Origin of the sequence: Chitinophaga sp., from assembly GCF_036569185.1 — a bacterium.
Taxonomy (GTDB): domain Bacteria; phylum Bacteroidota; class Bacteroidia; order Chitinophagales; family Chitinophagaceae; genus Chitinophaga.
In genome coordinates this window covers 1-17,946 of record NZ_DATCRD010000327.1, presented here as the reverse complement: position 1 = coordinate 17,946, position 17,946 = coordinate 1, and the positions used below count along the sequence as shown (strand labels likewise).

Annotated in this window: 11 protein-coding genes; 5 read left to right on the top strand and 6 right to left on the bottom strand. The window is 48.0% G+C overall.

What is annotated here, in order from left to right; translation table 11 throughout:
- The first annotated feature begins 58 nt into the window (after positions 1-58).
- From VIM72_RS24975 to VIM72_RS24965, 3 genes are all read left to right on the top strand, one after another.
- Positions 59-649, top strand: coding sequence for a helix-turn-helix transcriptional regulator (locus VIM72_RS24975; protein WP_332005550.1), 591 nt, complete (start codon positions 59-61; stop codon positions 647-649).
- Between the two features lie 65 nt (positions 650-714).
- Positions 715-1,677, top strand: coding sequence for a hypothetical protein (locus tag VIM72_RS24970; RefSeq protein WP_332005549.1), 963 nt, complete (start codon positions 715-717; stop codon positions 1,675-1,677).
- A gap of 62 nt (positions 1,678-1,739) precedes the next feature.
- Positions 1,740-2,231, top strand: a complete 492-nt coding sequence (locus tag VIM72_RS24965; protein WP_332005548.1) for a hypothetical protein — start codon at positions 1,740-1,742, stop codon at positions 2,229-2,231.
- Positions 2,232-2,630: 399 nt separating this feature from the next.
- On the opposite strand, the gene VIM72_RS24960 is transcribed toward VIM72_RS24965, so the two are convergent.
- A complete protein-coding gene (locus tag VIM72_RS24960) occupies positions 2,631-4,322 on the bottom strand; it encodes a SusD/RagB family nutrient-binding outer membrane lipoprotein (protein WP_332005547.1) in 1,692 nt (563 codons plus the stop codon).
- 35 nt (positions 4,323-4,357) lie between these two features.
- Positions 4,358-7,792 (bottom strand): SusC/RagA family TonB-linked outer membrane protein, encoded by a 3,435-nt coding sequence (locus VIM72_RS24955; RefSeq protein ID WP_332005546.1) that lies wholly within the window; start codon positions 7,790-7,792, stop codon positions 4,358-4,360.
- A 238-nt stretch (positions 7,793-8,030) separates the two neighbouring features.
- On the opposite strand from VIM72_RS24955, the gene VIM72_RS24950 reads away from it, so the two are divergent.
- Positions 8,031-8,996, top strand: coding sequence for a terpene synthase family protein (locus VIM72_RS24950; protein WP_332005545.1), 966 nt, complete (start codon positions 8,031-8,033; stop codon positions 8,994-8,996).
- Here the strand turns inward: VIM72_RS24950 and VIM72_RS24945 are convergent, their stop codons facing one another.
- From VIM72_RS24945 to VIM72_RS24930, 4 genes are all read right to left on the bottom strand, one after another.
- A complete protein-coding gene (locus VIM72_RS24945; protein WP_332005544.1) occupies positions 8,997-10,691 on the bottom strand; it encodes a hybrid sensor histidine kinase/response regulator in 1,695 nt (564 codons plus the stop codon).
- 100 nt (positions 10,692-10,791) lie between these two features.
- On the bottom strand, positions 10,792-12,819 hold the full coding sequence (locus tag VIM72_RS24940) for a copper-translocating P-type ATPase (RefSeq protein ID WP_332005543.1): 2,028 nt from the start codon (positions 12,817-12,819) through the stop codon (positions 10,792-10,794).
- Between the two features lie 11 nt (positions 12,820-12,830).
- Positions 12,831-15,038: a multicopper oxidase domain-containing protein gene (locus tag VIM72_RS24935; RefSeq protein ID WP_332005542.1), complete on the bottom strand. Its 2,208-nt coding sequence runs from the start codon at positions 15,036-15,038 to the stop codon at positions 12,831-12,833.
- Positions 15,039-15,052: 14 nt separating this feature from the next.
- Entirely contained in the window at positions 15,053-15,553 is a 501-nt protein-coding gene (locus VIM72_RS24930) for a DUF3347 domain-containing protein (protein WP_332005541.1), read from the bottom strand.
- Between the two features lie 232 nt (positions 15,554-15,785).
- Between VIM72_RS24930 and VIM72_RS24925 the strand changes: the two genes are divergently transcribed.
- The gene (locus tag VIM72_RS24925; RefSeq protein ID WP_332005540.1) at positions 15,786-17,744 is read left to right on the top strand and encodes a sialate O-acetylesterase; all 1,959 of its coding nucleotides are present in this window, start codon (positions 15,786-15,788) and stop codon (positions 17,742-17,744) included.
- The last annotated feature ends 202 nt before the right edge of the window (positions 17,745-17,946 follow it).

The following is a 17,946-nucleotide window of genomic DNA, read 5'->3' as shown; positions in this document are numbered from 1 at the left end:
TACAAAAAATTCAGCAGATTCACAAAGATACCAACAGACGACAATTTAATTTCTACAAATGAAACTAAATGATCAGATTTCCAAAACCAGGAAAGAAAAAGGATTCACGCAGGAAGAATTAGCTGACCTGGCTAATATCAGCACCCGCACCATCCAACGGATAGAAAGCGGTGAAAGCATTCCCCGAAGCTTCACAATAAAAGCCATCGCAAAAGCATTGGAGCTTCCTTATGAAACGTTGCTGACGAAGGGAATACCCCTGCCAATACAACCAACAGGCAACACAATCCATTTTCTGAAGATGCTCAATTTATCCAGTTTCTCTTATATCCTGGTGCCATGGGTACATTTCCTGGTTCCCTATTTTATACTAAAAAGACAAAAAAATCTTAATGAAGCAATAACTGCCTGTTGCCGGAAAATTATCCGGCAACAGGTATCCTGGACCATTGCACTTCATTTACTTATGCTCTTTACCGTTGTATTGAACTATATGCAGGTAACGGTATTTAATAACTTCCATACAATCAGCTATCTATGGCCTGTTTTTGTCATGTACTTTCTGAATGCCGGGATCATCATTTACAATGGTATGCTTATTCAAAGAAAATATCAACCCGTTGATTGTCAGCTATTGACGGGTGAATGACGTGTAAATGTCGTTTGCCGGGATACCTTTCCTGCCTAAGTTTGCTGCATCAAAAATCAAATCTGATGCATCCATACATTCTTAAGAAAGCGGTTATTCTGGCAGCCAATATCCTGGCCGTTTATTTTTGCAAAGCGCAGGATATACCTGCCAATCAATTGATACTTCCCGGGGCCAATCACAAAATCCCCTTTACCTGGGCACAGGATCATGCCCGGGGAACATTGAACCAACATGCTGCCATGCTTATCCCGGTTAAGTTAAAAAATTGTCCCAGGCAATTTTTTATGCAATTCGATACCGGTTCGCCCTATTCCCTTTTTTATAGAAACAAGTTAAAATCAATAGAACAACGCTATCCCCAAGCCATCCGGTTAACCGATACTACGGCAATGTTACCGCAGTTTCGTTTTACCGCAGGAAGTACGGAAATATTTGCGAAAGAAATTGCCGTGCAATATTTCGATAGTACTGGAATAAACTGGAACCAGGATACGGTGGAAATTATAGGCACGCTGGGAACAGATCTTATTGACAACAAAACAGTGCTTATTAACTACCCGGAAAAATATCTTTCGATTCGCAGTGCTATTGTGGAAGATGATCACCTGCAATGGTCTGATTTTGTATATGCGGGACGAAGCATACTCCTGCCGGTATCCGTAAAAGAGAAAAGCACCCTGGCATATTTTGATACAGGCTCAAGCGCTTTTGAACTACTGACCGATAAAGAAACAGCCTTGCTACTGTCATCTTCCGGTACCGCTGCAACCATCTCTGAAGTGCAATCCTGGGGAAAAATACTTAAAGCCGTCACTATCCAAACGAAAGATACCATTGCCATAGCGTCTCAGAAAATTCTTTTGCGCACCGCTACCTATATGGAGGGAGTAAGTGAGGAACAGGTGAATGCCATGAAAAGGCTGGGAATTGGCGGGATGGTAGGAAATGGGCTTTTCCTGAACAGGGTGCTTATAATTGATATCCCCAATAAAAGGTACTGTATTACAGGTAACACCGTAAAATGAATGGTGGGTTTCGTATCTTTGTATTGCTCAACCGTGTATTATTCCCCTTAAATGATACCGTTATGAAAACACTGCTACTCCTGCTGCTGCTTCCTATGATATCATCAGGCTTTGCCGCCGATACCGTTCCTTACTTTTACCTCACTCCTGCAGACGCAGCAAAAATCCTGGGCAGGAATGCACTCCTTACCCTGAAAACAGAAAAACAGGGACGTGATGCGGTAAAGTACCGCTGCGCCTTTACAGCTATAGAATCAGACCCCGTTTCCGGCGAAACCGGCAATGTGTTCTACAACTATGAACAGTATGATTCCGAAGCGGCCGCACAAAAAACCTATACCGGCATCCTGGACGATAACCGCCGCAATGGTAATATCCAACTGCTCAACAATACCGGCGATGAAGGCTTCTTTCAAAGCGATGCCAAAAATTTCCAGCTGATCATGGTAAGAAAAAGAGATAAAATTATCAGGATGAAAGTGAATGGAGTAAGCAGCACCACCTCTTTAAGCGCATTGAAAGAAACGGTGAACAGGATCGCCGCTACATTATAATTCCGGTAATAGCTTTCCCCGATCCTTCTTCTTCGATATCATGAATTTTCTTCAAGAAAGATCCTTGCAGCTGATGCTTCGATTTTATACTTGTATCCCGGTTGCAATTCAAAACTACTCAATAGTGGAAATGCTCAAAAGCAAATCCGCCGGTTTTGCCGCTTTTCGCCGGAATCCGCCGGACCGATTGGGCCATAGTGCATTGGTAGTGCATTAAAAGAGCATGAAGACAGTATGAAGACAGCATGAAGACAGTATGGGAACTATATCAGGAGTACGACGCATAGACGACTCCTAAGTACCACAGAAGTATCAGAGAAGTAAGCAATAAGTAACTGAGAATTCAAACGGTCAGCTACCCCTGAACAGAGCAGCTGACCGCAGATAAATAAGGGTGAATTACAACCCCTTCCCAAAATCCGGCGCCGGTTTATCATACCAAACCCTCTGCGAACTGAGTGTCGGTAAATCCTGCGCATTGGGCGTAAAGCCCTGTTGCTGCATGGCGGCATTCCAGTTGGCCCTGTTAACCTCCCCGGGATCTGTTAGCCAGAACCGGCGCGGAATCAGCTCATTAAAAGTTTCCCTGCCGTAATACGCGGAACCGGTTTTAGGATACCCCGTGCGCCGGCAAAACACATAGGCTTCATTGGGCTGACGGTACATGCTCAGGAAAGCCTGTATATAAATCCTCTCCAGGTTATTGACACCATTGAATTTCACCTGCGCATTGTTCTGGTAAGCCTCTATTTCTGTAAGCCCTGTACCGGTGTAAGCTGTGGTGGAACCAGCTGCTACCGCAATGGCATTCATGGTTTGAATAGAAGAGGCGATCCCTTTCTTATACCAGTCTTCCGCCGTTCCTTTGGTATCTACGCCCCCTGCATACCCTTTCTGGATAAACTCTGCTATATAAAAACAGGTTTCTGCATAAGTAACGGGTACATCCAAAAAATTGCCGGTGGCCTGGTTCAGCTTGGGAGAAAAGAACCGGCGGTTGATGGCAGATATTAAATTGTATTTGGTATACTGGCTTACAATAAATCCATTCCCGATATAAGCCGCTACGGTGGGATTGGTGGTCCAGTCGGCCGGACCGCCCTGGTACATGATCAGCGGGTCATTGGGATTAATGAAAGCCGGCAGCGTAACGTTATATTTTGCCAGTGAATCCTTGTAACTGCCTACCAGGTCGTTCTTTTCGAAGTACACCGGTAAACGCGGATCTCCACTTTTTTTCATAAAGGCCATAATGGAAGTGGTAGCATAACGGCGGCTGCGGTAATCTATATCAGCGCCGTTACCAAATGGCGTATAGGTGCTGTTAAGATATTTCACCTGCGATGCATCATCATTAATAGGACCGGTAGCATCTTTCATTACCTCCTGGAAAATGGCCTGGCATTTGGCTTTATCAGCGTTTTCTAACCTGGCGGCTATACGAAGTTTGAGCGTATTGGCCAGCTTCACCCATTTAGCCCAGTCGCTCTGGTAAAAAATATCCGATTGCCCGTAGCTCACCTGCGCAGGAAGCGAGTTATCAGAAAGCACTTTAATAGCGGCATCCAGTTGGGAGAGCCAGTTGTTTATCAGTGTTGGCTGCTCATCGTAAACAGGGCCGTATTGCGACTGATAACGCCCTTCAATGGCTTGTGAATAAGGAATGGAGCCATTCATATCCGTTACCTTCAAACCGTGAAGCACCTGCAATACATAGGTGACCATGGCTATCTTCTGGTACTGGTCTTTGTTGGGCATTTCATCTACCTGCTTCCTGATCTCAAATAAATTAGGCAGGATCTGGAGATAGTAATTATTATAACGCGTGTTTACGTTGTTGGTAATTTCATAAGGACTGGAAGTAACATGCTGTGTAAAGCGCATCAGTTGTTCCATGCTTTCCCATACCCATTCTGTGCCCTGGTAGGTAATGATCTTATCTTCCGAATAACTAAGCAGGAACTTTACATCCGGCTTCGACACCAGGCTTGGATTGGTATTGATATCCCCGAAATTCTTAGAGCAGGAGCTGGATCCGAGCAGCGCGAGTAACAGACCGGTTCTTATATATTGATGCAATGTATTTTTCATGATCTTGATTTTTTGTTTTGTACAATTTATTTTCCTTAGAAGCCAACCCTGATAGTACCTGCAATGGAACGTACCATTGGCAGAAATCCTTCTTCCCCGGAGAACGCCGTATTGTTGGAGTTGTTGGAAGCAGGATTGTAATTATAAGGCAGTGAATTGTACAGGTATAACAGGTCGCGGCCTACAATCGCTACGCTGAGATTGTTCAGCATCAGTTTCTTACAGATAGCCGGTGAAAACTGGTATGCTAAAGACACCTGTCTCAAAGAAATCCATGAATTCTTTTTGATCCAGTAATCGGCTACACCGGTAGAAGAAGATCCGTAGCGATAATAAAACTGCGGCGCATGGGTAGGTTCTACCAATCCCTTTTCATAAGCCTGCTGATAGGTCATGCCACCCACATTTACCTGTTGCCCGTCGGGCAGGGTCACCATCTGTCCCTTTGCAAATACGCCATCGGGGATAATACCGTCATCGTAGGTTTGCTGATCATACTTGCTGGTCCAGGTGATACCGCCGTGCTCAGCATCCCTGCCCTGCAGGGTGTTGGGAAATACGCCGGTATGCGTGCCATAACGATAGGTAAGTAATACAAAGTCGCCGCCAAATTTACCATCCAGTAATACGTTCAGCGAAATGTTTTTAAACCGGAAAGTATTGCTCCATCCGGCGCGGAATTTGGCATTGATATCTCCTACATCCTGCAGGGTGTTGCTACGGGCGGGGAATCCTGCGCGGGCATCGGAGCGCCAGGCCAGTTCAGGCTTTCCATTGTTGGGATCATCTATCGGGTTGCCATTGGCATCGGTGGCCTGGTAAGCTTTTGAATGGATGGTAGTGCGGAGGGTACCGTAGGATTTGCCTACAATGGCCCAGGTACTGATCTCTCCCACATTGGCTTTCAGGTCGTATTCATTACGGCCGGGATACAATGATTTGATCAGGTTCCTGTTAAGCGAGTAATTGACGTTGGTACTCCATTCAAAGTTTTTGGATTTCACCGGTGTTCCATCTACCATTACTTCCAATCCCCTGTTCTGGATATTTCCGGCATTGATAATAATGCCTTCCAGGCCGGATTCCGGCGGGGTGCCTATATCGAGGATCTGGTTCCTGGTGTTATCCTGGTAAACGGATACGTCGAAGCCTATACGATTTTTAAGGAAGCGCATTTCTATACCCAGCTCTTTAGCCACTTTTCTTTCCGGTTTCAGATCGGGCACCAGCGCAATAAATTTACCGGTAAGCGGATCTGGATAACGGCTGTAAGTGGAGATGGGAAGATCCAAACCACCGGAAGAAGTGTACCCGTTAAAGGCAAAGCCCGGGTTGAGGGTGAATGGATCGGTATCATTACCCAGCCCGGCTATATTACCTCTTAATTTACCAAAGGTGATCCATGCGGGTAGTTTAAACGTTTCGGAAAACAGCCAGGAAACGCTCACCGCGGGGTACTGGTAAAAATAGTTACCCGTACCATTGGTATAGGTAAGCGCAGATGACCAGTCGCCACGGAAAGTTCCCTGCACAAACAGCTGGTTCTTCCAGGCCAGGTCTACGCTGGCATAAATGGAGTTGAATGCTTTCTTACTTTTCAGCCCTCCTTCTGCTTTGGGTTTCTCAACCGAGTTGGCCAGGAAGTAGTTGCCCGGATAACTGAGCCCTCCTACTGTTTCGCTGTAATTATAGGTAGTTTGGAAACGTTGTGTTTCACCGCCTATATACCCGCTGAGGTCCAGGTCTTTGGTAAGGGTTTTATTTACGGTAGCCATCCATTTAAAGAAGTAGCTTTCTTTACTGGTATGTCCAAGGCCGTACAACCCGCCGGTAAAGTTTTGTCCCTGCCCCAGTTCCTTGTTCTCATTTTTGATATACAGGTTATTCACGTTGCCTTCCAGTACCAGGTTAGCCCAGGGCGTAAGTTTTGCGGTAATGGCGAGCCGGCCGCGGATGGTTTGTTCATTCTGGAAGTAATCATTTTCAAACAGGTTGAACCAGAACCGGGATTCGGGCGCTTTGTTGGTTTCATTGGGATCTGCCGGGTTGGGCGTGCCACCGAAAGCGCTGGTATAATGTTCCTTTTGCATCCAGTACCTGGTGTCGTAGTTACGTGGCAGCAGCCAGGTGAACAGTTTACCAAAGTTATAAGAGGCAAAAGCGTCGAGACCACCGAGGCGTGGCGGGTTCCTTCCCGTGAAATAAGTGTAGTTGGCGCTTACATCGGCACTGAGGAACTTATTGATAGTATGCGTCACCCGCGCTTCCACGCTGTTTTTGAGCAGGTTGTTTTTGGCCACAATACCTTCACTCTGGTCGCGGGTGTAAGATACGCGGAAAGTGGACCGGTCGTTACCCCCATCCAGCGATATATTGGTGGCTGATCCATGACCGGTTTGAAATGCATCGAGGAAGTTATTGGGCTGCGCTACATATTTTGTAGGAGTACCATCGTAGTTGATCACATCCTGCCCTGCAAAACGGGGGCCCCAGTTTTCCAGTTCGCGGCCAATCTGCCGGTCGATATAGGGTTTACCGGTAGCCGGATCAGTAGGGAATACTTTTGTTCTCCATTGCTCATTGGGTTTATAATTAGGATCACGGTTATCGGTAAAGAAGCCGCCTACGGTACCCCCACCGTATTCATTCTGGAAATCAGGTCCTGAATAAGGATCAAATACATTAAACGTCTGGCTAACGTTAATGCCTAAACCTTTTCTTTCGTGTCCTTTTTTTGTAGTGATGAGAATAACCCCGTTGATAGCGCGGGAACCGTACAAAGCAGCGGCTGACGAGCCTTTGAGCACAGTTACGCTTTCAAAGTCTTCCATGTTCAGGTTTTTCAGGTCGTTACCAAAGTCGCGCCCTGTACCTCCGAAGGTGCCATTGTCCATGATCACGCCATCGATCACAAAAATGGGCTGGTTGTCATTCCCCAGCGTGGAGTTACCACGGATCACGATCTTGGTGCTGCCAAAAAGACCGCCGGCGCCCTGGTCTATCTGCACCCCTGCTACTTTTCCCTGCAGGGCATTTACCGGGTTTACTTCATTGGTAATAGCCAGGTCGCCGCCCTTGATTTCGGTAGCGGCAAATCCCAGGCTCTTTTTGGCTTTGGTGATACCCAGTGCGGTTACCACTACCTCTCCCAGTTGCTTATTGTCTTCCACCACGGTAACGTTGATGGTGGTTTGGTTGTTGATAGCAATTTCCTGGCGCAGGTAACCGATGGCATTAAAGACCAGGACCCCGTTGGCCGGCGCATTGATGGAATAATTTCCCGCTGCATCAGATACGCTACCGGTTGTAGTACCTTTCAACAGTACAGAAACACCAGGTATGGCTTCCTTCTTCGTGGAGGTAATGGTTCCGGTGACTTTAATGTTTTGTGCGAAGGTTGCTAAAGTGCAACATAGGACCAGGTATAAAGAAAATATTCCGCGCTTGCAGGAATGTAAACATGTCCACATACAGGTGAATTTAAAGGTTGATAATATTTATGCTATGACCGACTTGAATTTGCGTGCGATTTGTTCACTTACTGAGAATGGTTGATTTAAATAAACGGTTGATGATCTGCTCCTGACTATAACGGCTGAACTGGTTATTTGTTCATAACAGTAAAAGTGTTTGATAAATTTGTATGCAATCGAAAACCAGCTGACAGTCGTCCAACTTTTATCTATTCACTTTAAAATACAATTTGTCATGTTTACAACCAATTCCGGCCCGGAACTTTACTGTCCTTATCCCCAGCGCCTGCACCCGCTGGTACATGAAGCCGACGCGCATACCACTGCGTGGGTGCATGCTTTTCATCTTGCAACAGAAGAAAGCGCCTGGAGTGCCTATCACGATCAGAAGTTCACCTGGATGGTAGCCAGGATGTTCCCGGATGCGCCGCTGTTTTCCTTATGCATTGCAAGCGATTTTAACACATTGTTGTTCCTTTGGGATGATCACCTGGATGCCCTGGCGCCCAATGAATTCAACACCGGTTTCGAGCGCATGGCGCATCACATGATGCAGATCCTCCAGGCTGGCAAAACATTCACCCTGGAAACGGGAGGCCCGTTACTGGCAGCCATGAGCGATATCTGGCAACGGATGTGCCGCATCAGCAACCGCGCCTGGCAGGCCCGTTTTGCCCGGAGCCTGAAAGATGCCTTTACAGCCAATTTATGGCGTATGCAGCATGTCAGCAAGGCGCGTCACATTTCGCTGAAAGACTACATGCGCTTTCGCCCGCAGATCGGTGGCGCCAACTTTTTCCTGGAGCTGGCTACACTGATGGATGCCATTCACCTGCCGGCAGACCTTCGTGCCAATCCGCAGGTAAAAAGCCTGGGCCTTTACTGCAGCCGCACCATTTGCTGGGCCAACGACCTCTACTCCTTTTCAAAAGAATCAGAACTGGGTGATGAGCTCAACCTCGTGATGCTCCTGAAACACCATCAGCAACTCACACTGGAACAGGCGGTAGAACAGGCGGTAAAAATCCACAACTCAGAAGTAGCCCTGTTTAACAATACTGCTGATGTACTCACCGCTGTATGCGCTTCCGCTGTAAAACCGGTACTGGAACAGTATATTTTAACACTGGGACAAATGATGAAAGGCAACATCGACTGGAGTGGCATAGACACAACACGTTACCAGTATGTATATGCGTAACTACCGAAGCAATACTTTGTTCACGGTGCTGTTCAACAGTTTCAAATCAATAGGTTTAGAGATATATTCCCTGGCGCCTGCGCCCAGCATATCATCGATCGACTCCTGGAAGGCATCGCCGGATACAGCGATCACCGGAATATTTTTTAAGGCAGGTATATCACGGAGCTGCTGAAGGGTATCCTTCCCGCTAAGTCCCGGCATATAACTATCTATGAAAATAAGATCCGGTTTTTCATCCATTGCTTTGTTAATACCTTCGGCCCCGCTCCCTGCCACTATTGTAGCAAAGCCAAGCCTGCGCAGGAAATTGGATAACACCAGCTGGCTCATCTCATTATCATCGATCACCAGGCTTTTTTGTCCTTTGTGAAGCGTAAGCTCCATCCAGCCTCCCTGCGTTTGGGTTGGCGCCTGGGCTATTGCCAGCGGCAACCGTACAATAAACGTGGTGCCTTCACCAGGCAGGCTGGTCACAGATATCTTTCCGCCCATCATCTCCACATATTTCTTCGTGATCGGCAAACCAAGACCGGTTCCTTCAAATTCGCTTTTACCCGCTTTAAACGGCGTAAATAAGGTAAGCAGGTCGGCCGCAGCAATACCATCCCCCTGGTCTTTTACTACAAACTGCCACTGCGTTCCTTCCCTTAAAACATCTATCGAAATTACGCTGTTGGTGCGGGTGAACTTGATGGCATTAAACAACAGGTTATTCAGCACCTGCGTCAGTTTACCTTTATCGGCCAGTATATAGCCAGGCATATCTTCCGGTATATCCGCCCTGATCTTCACTCCCCGCAGATCGGCGATATACTGGTACACAATGATCTTATCGGAAATCAGCTCGCGGATATTAAATACTTCGGGATAAATGTCATGTGCTGCCCCGTCTTCTATTTTTGAGATAGCCAGCACATTATTGATGATCTGCAAAACATTATGTGTAGCGGAATACAGGTGCTCTATTTCCGGGCGGATATCGTTGTAGCGGTCTTCCTTATGCACTTTCATCATGAGGTCCTGGCTGATCCCGTAAATCGCATTCAGCGGGTTACGGATCTCGTGGCTGGTTTCCCTTACAAAAATTGTTTTTTCGTCGGTCGCTTTTGTCAGCTTTGTATTGAGCGTTTTCAGTTTTCTTACATACAGGAAGATAGTAGCTACATCCAGCAGCAGGATGGCCGGAAGCGTAATCCAGCGGATGATGAATTGCTGGTGATGCCCCATGGCCATGGGTGTAATAAAAGTATAGTAATAATTGATTTCGCAGGCGATGACCGATAAGGTGGCTACCACAATACTGGCCGCTACCATGGCCCGGCTCCTGAAAACCATGAGCGATGCGCCCAGCAGGAACAGGAACAGCAGGTGTACTTCCGTTAACATGCCCATTACGGCGCTGAAATAAACGATAGCGATATTGTTGATCGCCACGAAAGCAATACTGGCTAAAACAGGCTTATTTACGGCATTCAGGAGCAATACACCAAGAAAAAGACCTGCTTCTGTCCAGGCAGGCACCAAAAGGTCCGTTTTCCCGGTACCGGCATAACAGAGCGCGCCAAATAAAAGACAGAGGGTGATGGTGATGATAGAAAATATATTAACCATCCTGGTCACCTTTGCCAGTGACTCCTCCTGGCGGAAGGTTCCGGTGTTCACAACATGGTGAAAAAGTTGACGGATGTTCATATGGTTATATTTTGAGAGGCATTCCCGGGATAGCTGACAAATCAATACAGTTGTAAATCAGTATATCACATGCATAAAGCTACTGCAATTTACGGATTATTTACATCCGTGGGTCTTTCACTTTCAGAAGGCTGGCATTAATGGCTACCACCACGGTACTTATCGTCATTAATACCGCACCGGCAGCGGGGCTCAGCAGGATTCCCTCCTTATACAATACGCCTGCCGCCAGGGGCAGTGCCACTATATTATAGCCTGTTGCCCAGGCGAGGTTCTGGATCATTTTCCGGAAAGTGGCCTTGCCGAAGAGGATCAGGTTTACCACATCCCGGGGGTTGCTGTTCACCAGTACAATCCCGGCTGTTTCCGCCGCCACATCGCTGCCGCTGCCGATGGCAATACCCACATTGGCCTGGGCCAGCGCCGGGGCATCGTTGATGCCGTCGCCGGTCATAGCCACAAATTCGCCCTGTTGCTGCAGTTCCTTAATCTTATCCAGCTTCTCATGCGGCAGCACTTCGGCAATATAGCTGTCCATTCCCAGGGTTTTGCTTACCCCCGCCGCCACTACCTTGTTATCGCCGGTGAGCAGTACCGTTTTGATGCCGTTTTCCTTCAAAGTAGCGATGGCTCCGGCCGATTCCGGCCTCACCTGGTCGGCCAGCGCAATAAACCCCGTCACGGCATTATCCCTTACCACATACACCAGGGTTTCCCCTGCCTCAATGGTAGCTGTAGCCGCATCCTTAAACTGCTCCGCCACGTAACCCGGGCTCACTACCTGTACTTCCTTCCCGGCAATACGCCCGGTAATGCCTTTGCCGGTGAGCGCGGTGATATTTTCTGCGGCCGGCAACGCAAGCTGCATCTCTTTTGCCTTTGTAGTAATACCGGTGGCTATTGGGTGCTCTGAACTTCCTTCCAGGGCAGCCGCCATAGCCAGCACCTCTTCTCCCGGAATGCCCGGTTGCAATGATTCAAACCGCGCCACTTCGAAACGCCCTACAGTGAGGGTACCTGTCTTATCAAAAACAAGGGTGGTGATCTTCCTGGAATTTTCGAAATCGGTCCGGTTCTTTATCAGTAACCCATGCCGTGCGGATAACGCGGTAGACCGGGCAATTACCAACGGCACCGCCAGGCCCAGCGCATGCGGGCAGCAGATCACGATCACTGTTACCATCCGCTCAATGGCAAAGGATAATTCCCGGCCGCTTAACCACCAGTATAAAAAAGTGGCGATACCGGCTAAGATGGCAATCACCGTAAGCCAGCGCGCCGCTTTGTTGGCCAGCAGCTGCGTTTTTGATTTGGATTGCTGCGCATCCTGCACCAGCTTCACTACCTGCGAAAGATAGGAGTCTGCCGCACCATGCGACACGGTTACTTTTATTGCGCCATTACCATTAATGGAACCGGCAATTACTTTATCGCCACGTTGTTTTTGTACCGGTTTTGATTCACCGGTAAGCATGCTTTCATTCAGCGAAGTAGTTCCTTCTTCAATGGTGCCGTCTGCCGCCACTTTTTCACCAGGTTTTACCAGGATCACATCCCCTGCTTTCAACGATTCCGTTTTCACTTCCATCACATGATCACCATGCACCAGGTGCGCTTCATCAGGCATCAGCTGTACCAGCAGTTCCAGTTCTCGCGAAGCGCCCATCACCGACTTCATTTCAATCCAGTGCCCCAGCAGCATGATGAGGATCAGGGTGGTCAGCTCCCAGAAAAAGTCCATTCCAGGCAAACCAAACACCGTAGCCACGCTGTAGATATATGCCACAGTAATAGCGAAACCGATCAACGTCATCATGCCGGGATCGCGCCCCTTCATTTCTTCCCACCATCCTTTCAGGAAAGGCCATCCCCCATAAAAAAACACAACAGATGATAATCCAAGCAGTACCCAGGCATCTCCGGAAAAAGTAAAATTAATACCCAGCCAGTGCTGGATCATCTGAGAGAGCAGCATTACCGGTATCGTTAGTACCAGCACCACATAAAAACGTTTCCTGAAATCGGCAATCATCATGGCATGATGATCATGATGCCCGCCGTGCTGCATAGCCCCGTGATCATGCGCTGGCGCTGTAGTATTGTGCTGGTGTTGATGCTGATGTTCCATCACTGTATGTTTTAATAGCTTAACGTGATACCGGCGCCAAGGCCCATATCGCTGTCGTAATGCGTGGAGAAGGAAAAATTCCTTGTAACAATATACCGGAGCCCGGCCATATATTCTTTATCTGTGTTTACCATAAAACCAAAACGCAGCCGCCTTGTAACGGGCACATCTTCCCTGGTCAACTGTACGCGTACCCTGCCGTCTGTATCCAGCGACGCGTCTGCCACGATCAGCATGGGCAGTGTATATTCCAACCCGATGTGAAGTACCTGCCTGAAGTCTTTTGTATTCTTCTGGCCAAAGAGGTTCTTCTCAGGTTCTTCCATCTTGCGGTAACGCACATCCCAGCCGATATAGGGGAATAACCACTGGTTCTTACCGAGGTATCTTCCGAAATGGCTTTCACTTTCATAACCATCGCGGTCGTTTAAACCAACGCGCCATTCGGTAGACAAACGGTAACGGCTATTCGCTACAATAATCTCGCCATCGCTGCCGGTGCTTTCCAGTCCTACGCGCGCCATGGGATATAACATACGGTCGTCTTTTTTCAGCATGCGGTAAGCCTTCACCGGGTCGGGCACTTCCGGATTGGGCGGGGAGTTTTCATAACTGAACACGCGTCCCATGCCGCTCATCATATGGTAAAGAATGTGACAGTGGAAAAACCAGTCGCCGCTTTCTGTAGCAGCAAACTCAATCGTGTCCACTTCCATCGGCATAATATCCAGTACTGTTTTCAGCGGCGAATATTCGCCCTGCCCGTTCAGTACCCGGAAGAAATGCCCGTGCAGGTGCATGGGGTGCCGCATCATGGTGTTGTTGAACAACACGATCCGCACAATTTCCCCTTTCTTAATTAAGATCTTATCCGTTTCGGACACCACTTTATTGTTGATGCTCCATACATAACGGTTCATGTTCCCTGTTAGTTCAAAATGCAGTTGTTTAACCGGCCCTTCCGGCAGCGTTGTTTTCTGCGGCGCCTTCAACATGCCATAGTTCAATGTTACAATATCCCCGGCGGTGCTGTCCATCTGCATGTTATGCATATCATGACCGCTATGATTCATCGGCTTATCACTCCCGGTGATTTCAGGATACATCACGGTGTTCATATCCATTACCTGGTTGCTCATCTGCATGCCGCTGCTGGTATCGAGGTTGCCATTCATCTTCATCATATCGTTCATCATCTTCATTCCCTCAAAGTATTTCAGTCTTGGTAACCGCTTGGCCGGCATCTTCATGCCCTGGCCCAGCCACAGGGAGGTGGAGCGGGTACGGTCTTCCGCGGTGGCGAGAAATTCATACTGCATATTTTCCGGGATGGTCACTATTACATCATAGGTTTCCGATACGCCCACCAGTAGCCGGTCTACTTCCACGGGTTCTACATCGGCGCCATCGTTGGCTACCACGGTGAGTTTTCCACCGGCATAGTTCAGCCAGAAATAAGTGGAGGAACTGCCGTTGATGATCCTTAGCCGTACTTTATCACCGGCTTTGAACTGTGGTTGTTCGTCTGTTTCTTTACCGTTAGACAGGAAGCGTTCGTAATATACATCGCTCACATCCATGGCGTTCATGCGTTTCCATTCATTGGTCACTTTTGTTTTGAAATGCTTGTGCTGTATAGCTTCCGCATAACTCTGTACCGAACCTTTCTTAATAGCGAACCAATCGTTTGCATTATGCAGGTACCTGTTCACCGTATGCGGGTGCATATCTGTCCAGTCGCTCAGCAACAACGTATACTCCTTTCCGTTATCCGGCTTACGTTCATGAAAAACAATGGCGCCGTACATACCGCTTTGTTCCTGGAACATGGTATGACTATGATACCAGTAGGTACCATGCTGTACAACAGGGAAACGGTACAGGTGCGTTTCACCGGCTTTCACCGGCCTGGTAGTGAGATAGGAAACACCGTCGTACTGATTGGGTAAAATAAGTCCGTGCCAGTGAATAGAGGTTTCTTCTTTCAGGGTGTTGTGTACATAGATCTCTGCCGTATCCCCCTCTGTAAAATGCAGGGTGGGCCCGGGAATAGAACCGTTGATAGCAAGCCCGTGGCTCATTTTTCCGGAATAATGCACCATGGTATCGCCTACATACAGGTCGTAGCGCACTACTTTGGGAGCGGTATTTAAAGAAGCCTGCGCAACCACCATGCTGCACAGGCTCATTAATGTAATATACAGGAATACTGCCTTCATACTAACAATTAAAACTACTGAATGGTATCGCTTACTTTACCACAGGTCAGCATCTGGCTGCCGTAGTAAGGATTTTTAATTGCGTTGCTGTTGCTCAGCCAATACGCCTTTTTCATGGGGCAGTATTCCTGGTATACCGGCTGGGCAGAAAGGGATACTGCTTTGGCCAGCTGGTAAAAGTCATCAGAAAATGTTTTGAAATGTTCCCGTTGTTTACTGATATCTTTTGCTTCAGCGATGGCTTTGGCGCCAGCCTGCAGCTTTGCCGCCAGCGGCATATAGGCATCATGAACTGCCGGTGGCATAGACGACATATCAACGCCGGCGGCGGCTTTTACAAACTCATCTGCTTTAGCGGCAGACACACCTGCATTACCACCTACCAATGCATCTTTGATATTGTAATATAAAGAAAGCAAGGGAGAAAGTTGCGGGGAAACGGTTTTGTCCTGTGCCATTCCCTGTTGCATAAATGCGGCTATCAATAAGATGCCTGCCATTAATATCTTTTTCATGTTTGTTGTTTTTTTTGTTGATGATGACGTAAAATTACGAGGCATATAAGGCGGGACTGTTATACAATTCATATTATCTTTTACATAATTCCGCGGATGTTGTCTGACTCAGGATTAAACTGATTATACTGAGTCAGACAAATTCCCCTAAAAATTATAAAATAATGCGTGTGTTCATTACATTTATACGCACATGATTCAACCGGGGCTACCCCTACACAATACCACAATTATGAAAAAAACAGTTTTATTCCTGGCGGCCACTATGATAAGCGCCTTCAGCTTTGCCGATGTTCGTTTGCCCAATGTTTTCGGCGATAACATGGTGTTACAGCGCGACAAACCCATCCCGGTATGGGGCTGGGCCGATAAGAACGAAAAAGTGACCATACAGTTCAACCAGCAGGTGAAAACCGTAAAGGCCGGTAAGGATGGCCGGTGGAAAGTACTTCTGCAGCCTGAAAAAGCAGGCGGCCCTTATACCCTCACCGTAAAAGGCAGGAACAGTATCAGTTTGAAGGATATCCTTATGGGCGACGTGTGGATCTGCAGCGGCCAGTCCAACATGGAATTCCATGTGAACGGCGTTATCAACGCCGGTAAGGAAATAGCGCAATCTGCCAATCCCGCCATCCGGCATTTTTATTTACCGAAAGATATATCTGCCACACCTGTGGAAGACGTGAAACAAAGTGCCTGGCTGCCGGCAGCGCCGGAAAACACGGGCGATTTTACCGCCGTAGGTTACTTTTTTGCGAAAGCGCTGAATGAACAGCTGCATGTGCCTATCGGCCTTATCCATACTTCCTGGGGCGGCACCATGGTGGAAACATGGATCAGCCGCGAAGGACTAGCCAATAGCGACGATTTCCGCGATATAATGCAGGGACTTCCTACATTGAACCTCGATTCCCTGGGCGTTGCCTCCAGGAACAGGCAGCAGCAGATCATCCAGTCGCTGCAGGGCGGTCTTCCCGATGCCGCTGCGGTAGCTACCTGGCCGGCCCCCGGTACCGATGATCAGTCCTGGAAAAAGATGAAAGTGCCCACCCTATGGGAACAGCAACAGCTGCCCAATTTCGATGGCATCGTATGGTTCCGTAAAACCTTCCAGGTAGCCGAAGCGGATGCCGGCAAACCCGCGGAATTGAGCCTGGGCACTATCGATGATAACGACGTTACTTATATCAACGGCACACAGGTAGGCAGCACCAAAGGCTACGATGCCTTCCGTACCTATCATATTCCTGCCGGCGTTTTAAAAGCCGGTAATAATGTGATTGCCGTAAGAATAGCGGATAACGGCGGTGGCGGTGGGTTTTATGGAGATGCCGAAAGCGTATTTTTACAGATTGCCGCTCAGAAACAATCCCTTGCAGGCGACTGGGCCTTCCGTATAGAAAAGGCAATTAACCCGGGCGCCAGTGTAGGGCCTAACAGCTACCCTTCTTTGCTGTTTAACGCTATGATCAACCCCATACTGCCATTTGCCATCAAAGGCGCTATCTGGTACCAGGGAGAAACCAATGCCGACCGCGCTTACCAGTACCGCAAAGCTTTTCCGCTGATGATCAGCGATTGGCGCCGTTTGTGGAAGCAGGGCGACTTCCCCTTTTACTTTGTACAACTGGCCAGCTTCAACGCCAACAATGGCAACAGCCAGAAAGGCAGCACATGGGCTGAGCTGAGGGAAGCGCAAACCCTTACCCAGCAATTGCCCAATACCGGCATGGCAGTGATCACAGACGTTGGCGAGCCTAAAGACATCCACCCGAAAAACAAACAGGATGTTGGAAAACGGCTGGCGGCAGTAGCCCTGCATCAAACCTACGGACAGGATAATGTATTCAGCGGCCCTGTGTACCAGTCTATGCAGGTAAGCGGCAACAAAGTAACCCTTAGCTTCACCAGCACCGGCAGCGGCCTGGTGGTAAAAGACAAATACGGTTATATCCGCGGATTTGAAGTAGCCGGCGCCGACAAACAATTCCACTACGCTAAAGCCTTCACCGATGGCAACAAAGTGATAGTATATGCAGATGAAGTAACTACTCCTGTGGCTGTTCGCTATGGCTGGGCAGATGATAACCTGGAAGACAACCTCTTTAACAAAGAAGGTTTCCCGGCAGCGCCCTTCCGTACCGATACCTGGAAAGGCGTTACCGAGGGGGTGAAGTACAGCGTAAGATAATCGCCTTAGCGGAGTTTGTCTGACTCAGGATTAAACTGATTACGCTGATTACGCTGATTTTTTTGATTTTATAACTGATTTTAAAAAGATTCGGGGAGATATGAGCGGGTATCGCTTATATCTCCCCGAATCTTTTTAAAATCCTGACAAAATCAAATCAGCGTAATCAGCGTAATCAGTTTAATCCTGAGTCAGACAAACT

Coding starts and splice junctions, on each gene's coding strand:
- VIM72_RS24975 (WP_332005550.1), top strand. CDS start 59: ATGAAACTAAATGATCAGATTTCCAAAACCAGGAAAGAAAAAGGATTC.
- VIM72_RS24970 (WP_332005549.1), top strand. CDS start 715: ATGCATCCATACATTCTTAAGAAAGCGGTTATTCTGGCAGCCAATATC.
- VIM72_RS24965 (WP_332005548.1), top strand. CDS start 1,740: ATGAAAACACTGCTACTCCTGCTGCTGCTTCCTATGATATCATCAGGC.
- VIM72_RS24960 (WP_332005547.1), bottom strand. CDS start 4,322: ATGAAAAATACATTGCATCAATATATAAGAACCGGTCTGTTACTCGCG.
- VIM72_RS24955 (WP_332005546.1), bottom strand. CDS start 7,792: ATGTGGACATGTTTACATTCCTGCAAGCGCGGAATATTTTCTTTATAC.
- VIM72_RS24950 (WP_332005545.1), top strand. CDS start 8,031: ATGTTTACAACCAATTCCGGCCCGGAACTTTACTGTCCTTATCCCCAG.
- VIM72_RS24945 (WP_332005544.1), bottom strand. CDS start 10,691: ATGAACATCCGTCAACTTTTTCACCATGTTGTGAACACCGGAACCTTC.
- VIM72_RS24940 (WP_332005543.1), bottom strand. CDS start 12,819: ATGGAACATCAGCATCAACACCAGCACAATACTACAGCGCCAGCGCAT.
- VIM72_RS24935 (WP_332005542.1), bottom strand. CDS start 15,038: ATGAAGGCAGTATTCCTGTATATTACATTAATGAGCCTGTGCAGCATG.
- VIM72_RS24930 (WP_332005541.1), bottom strand. CDS start 15,553: ATGAAAAAGATATTAATGGCAGGCATCTTATTGATAGCCGCATTTATG.
- VIM72_RS24925 (WP_332005540.1), top strand. CDS start 15,786: ATGAAAAAAACAGTTTTATTCCTGGCGGCCACTATGATAAGCGCCTTC.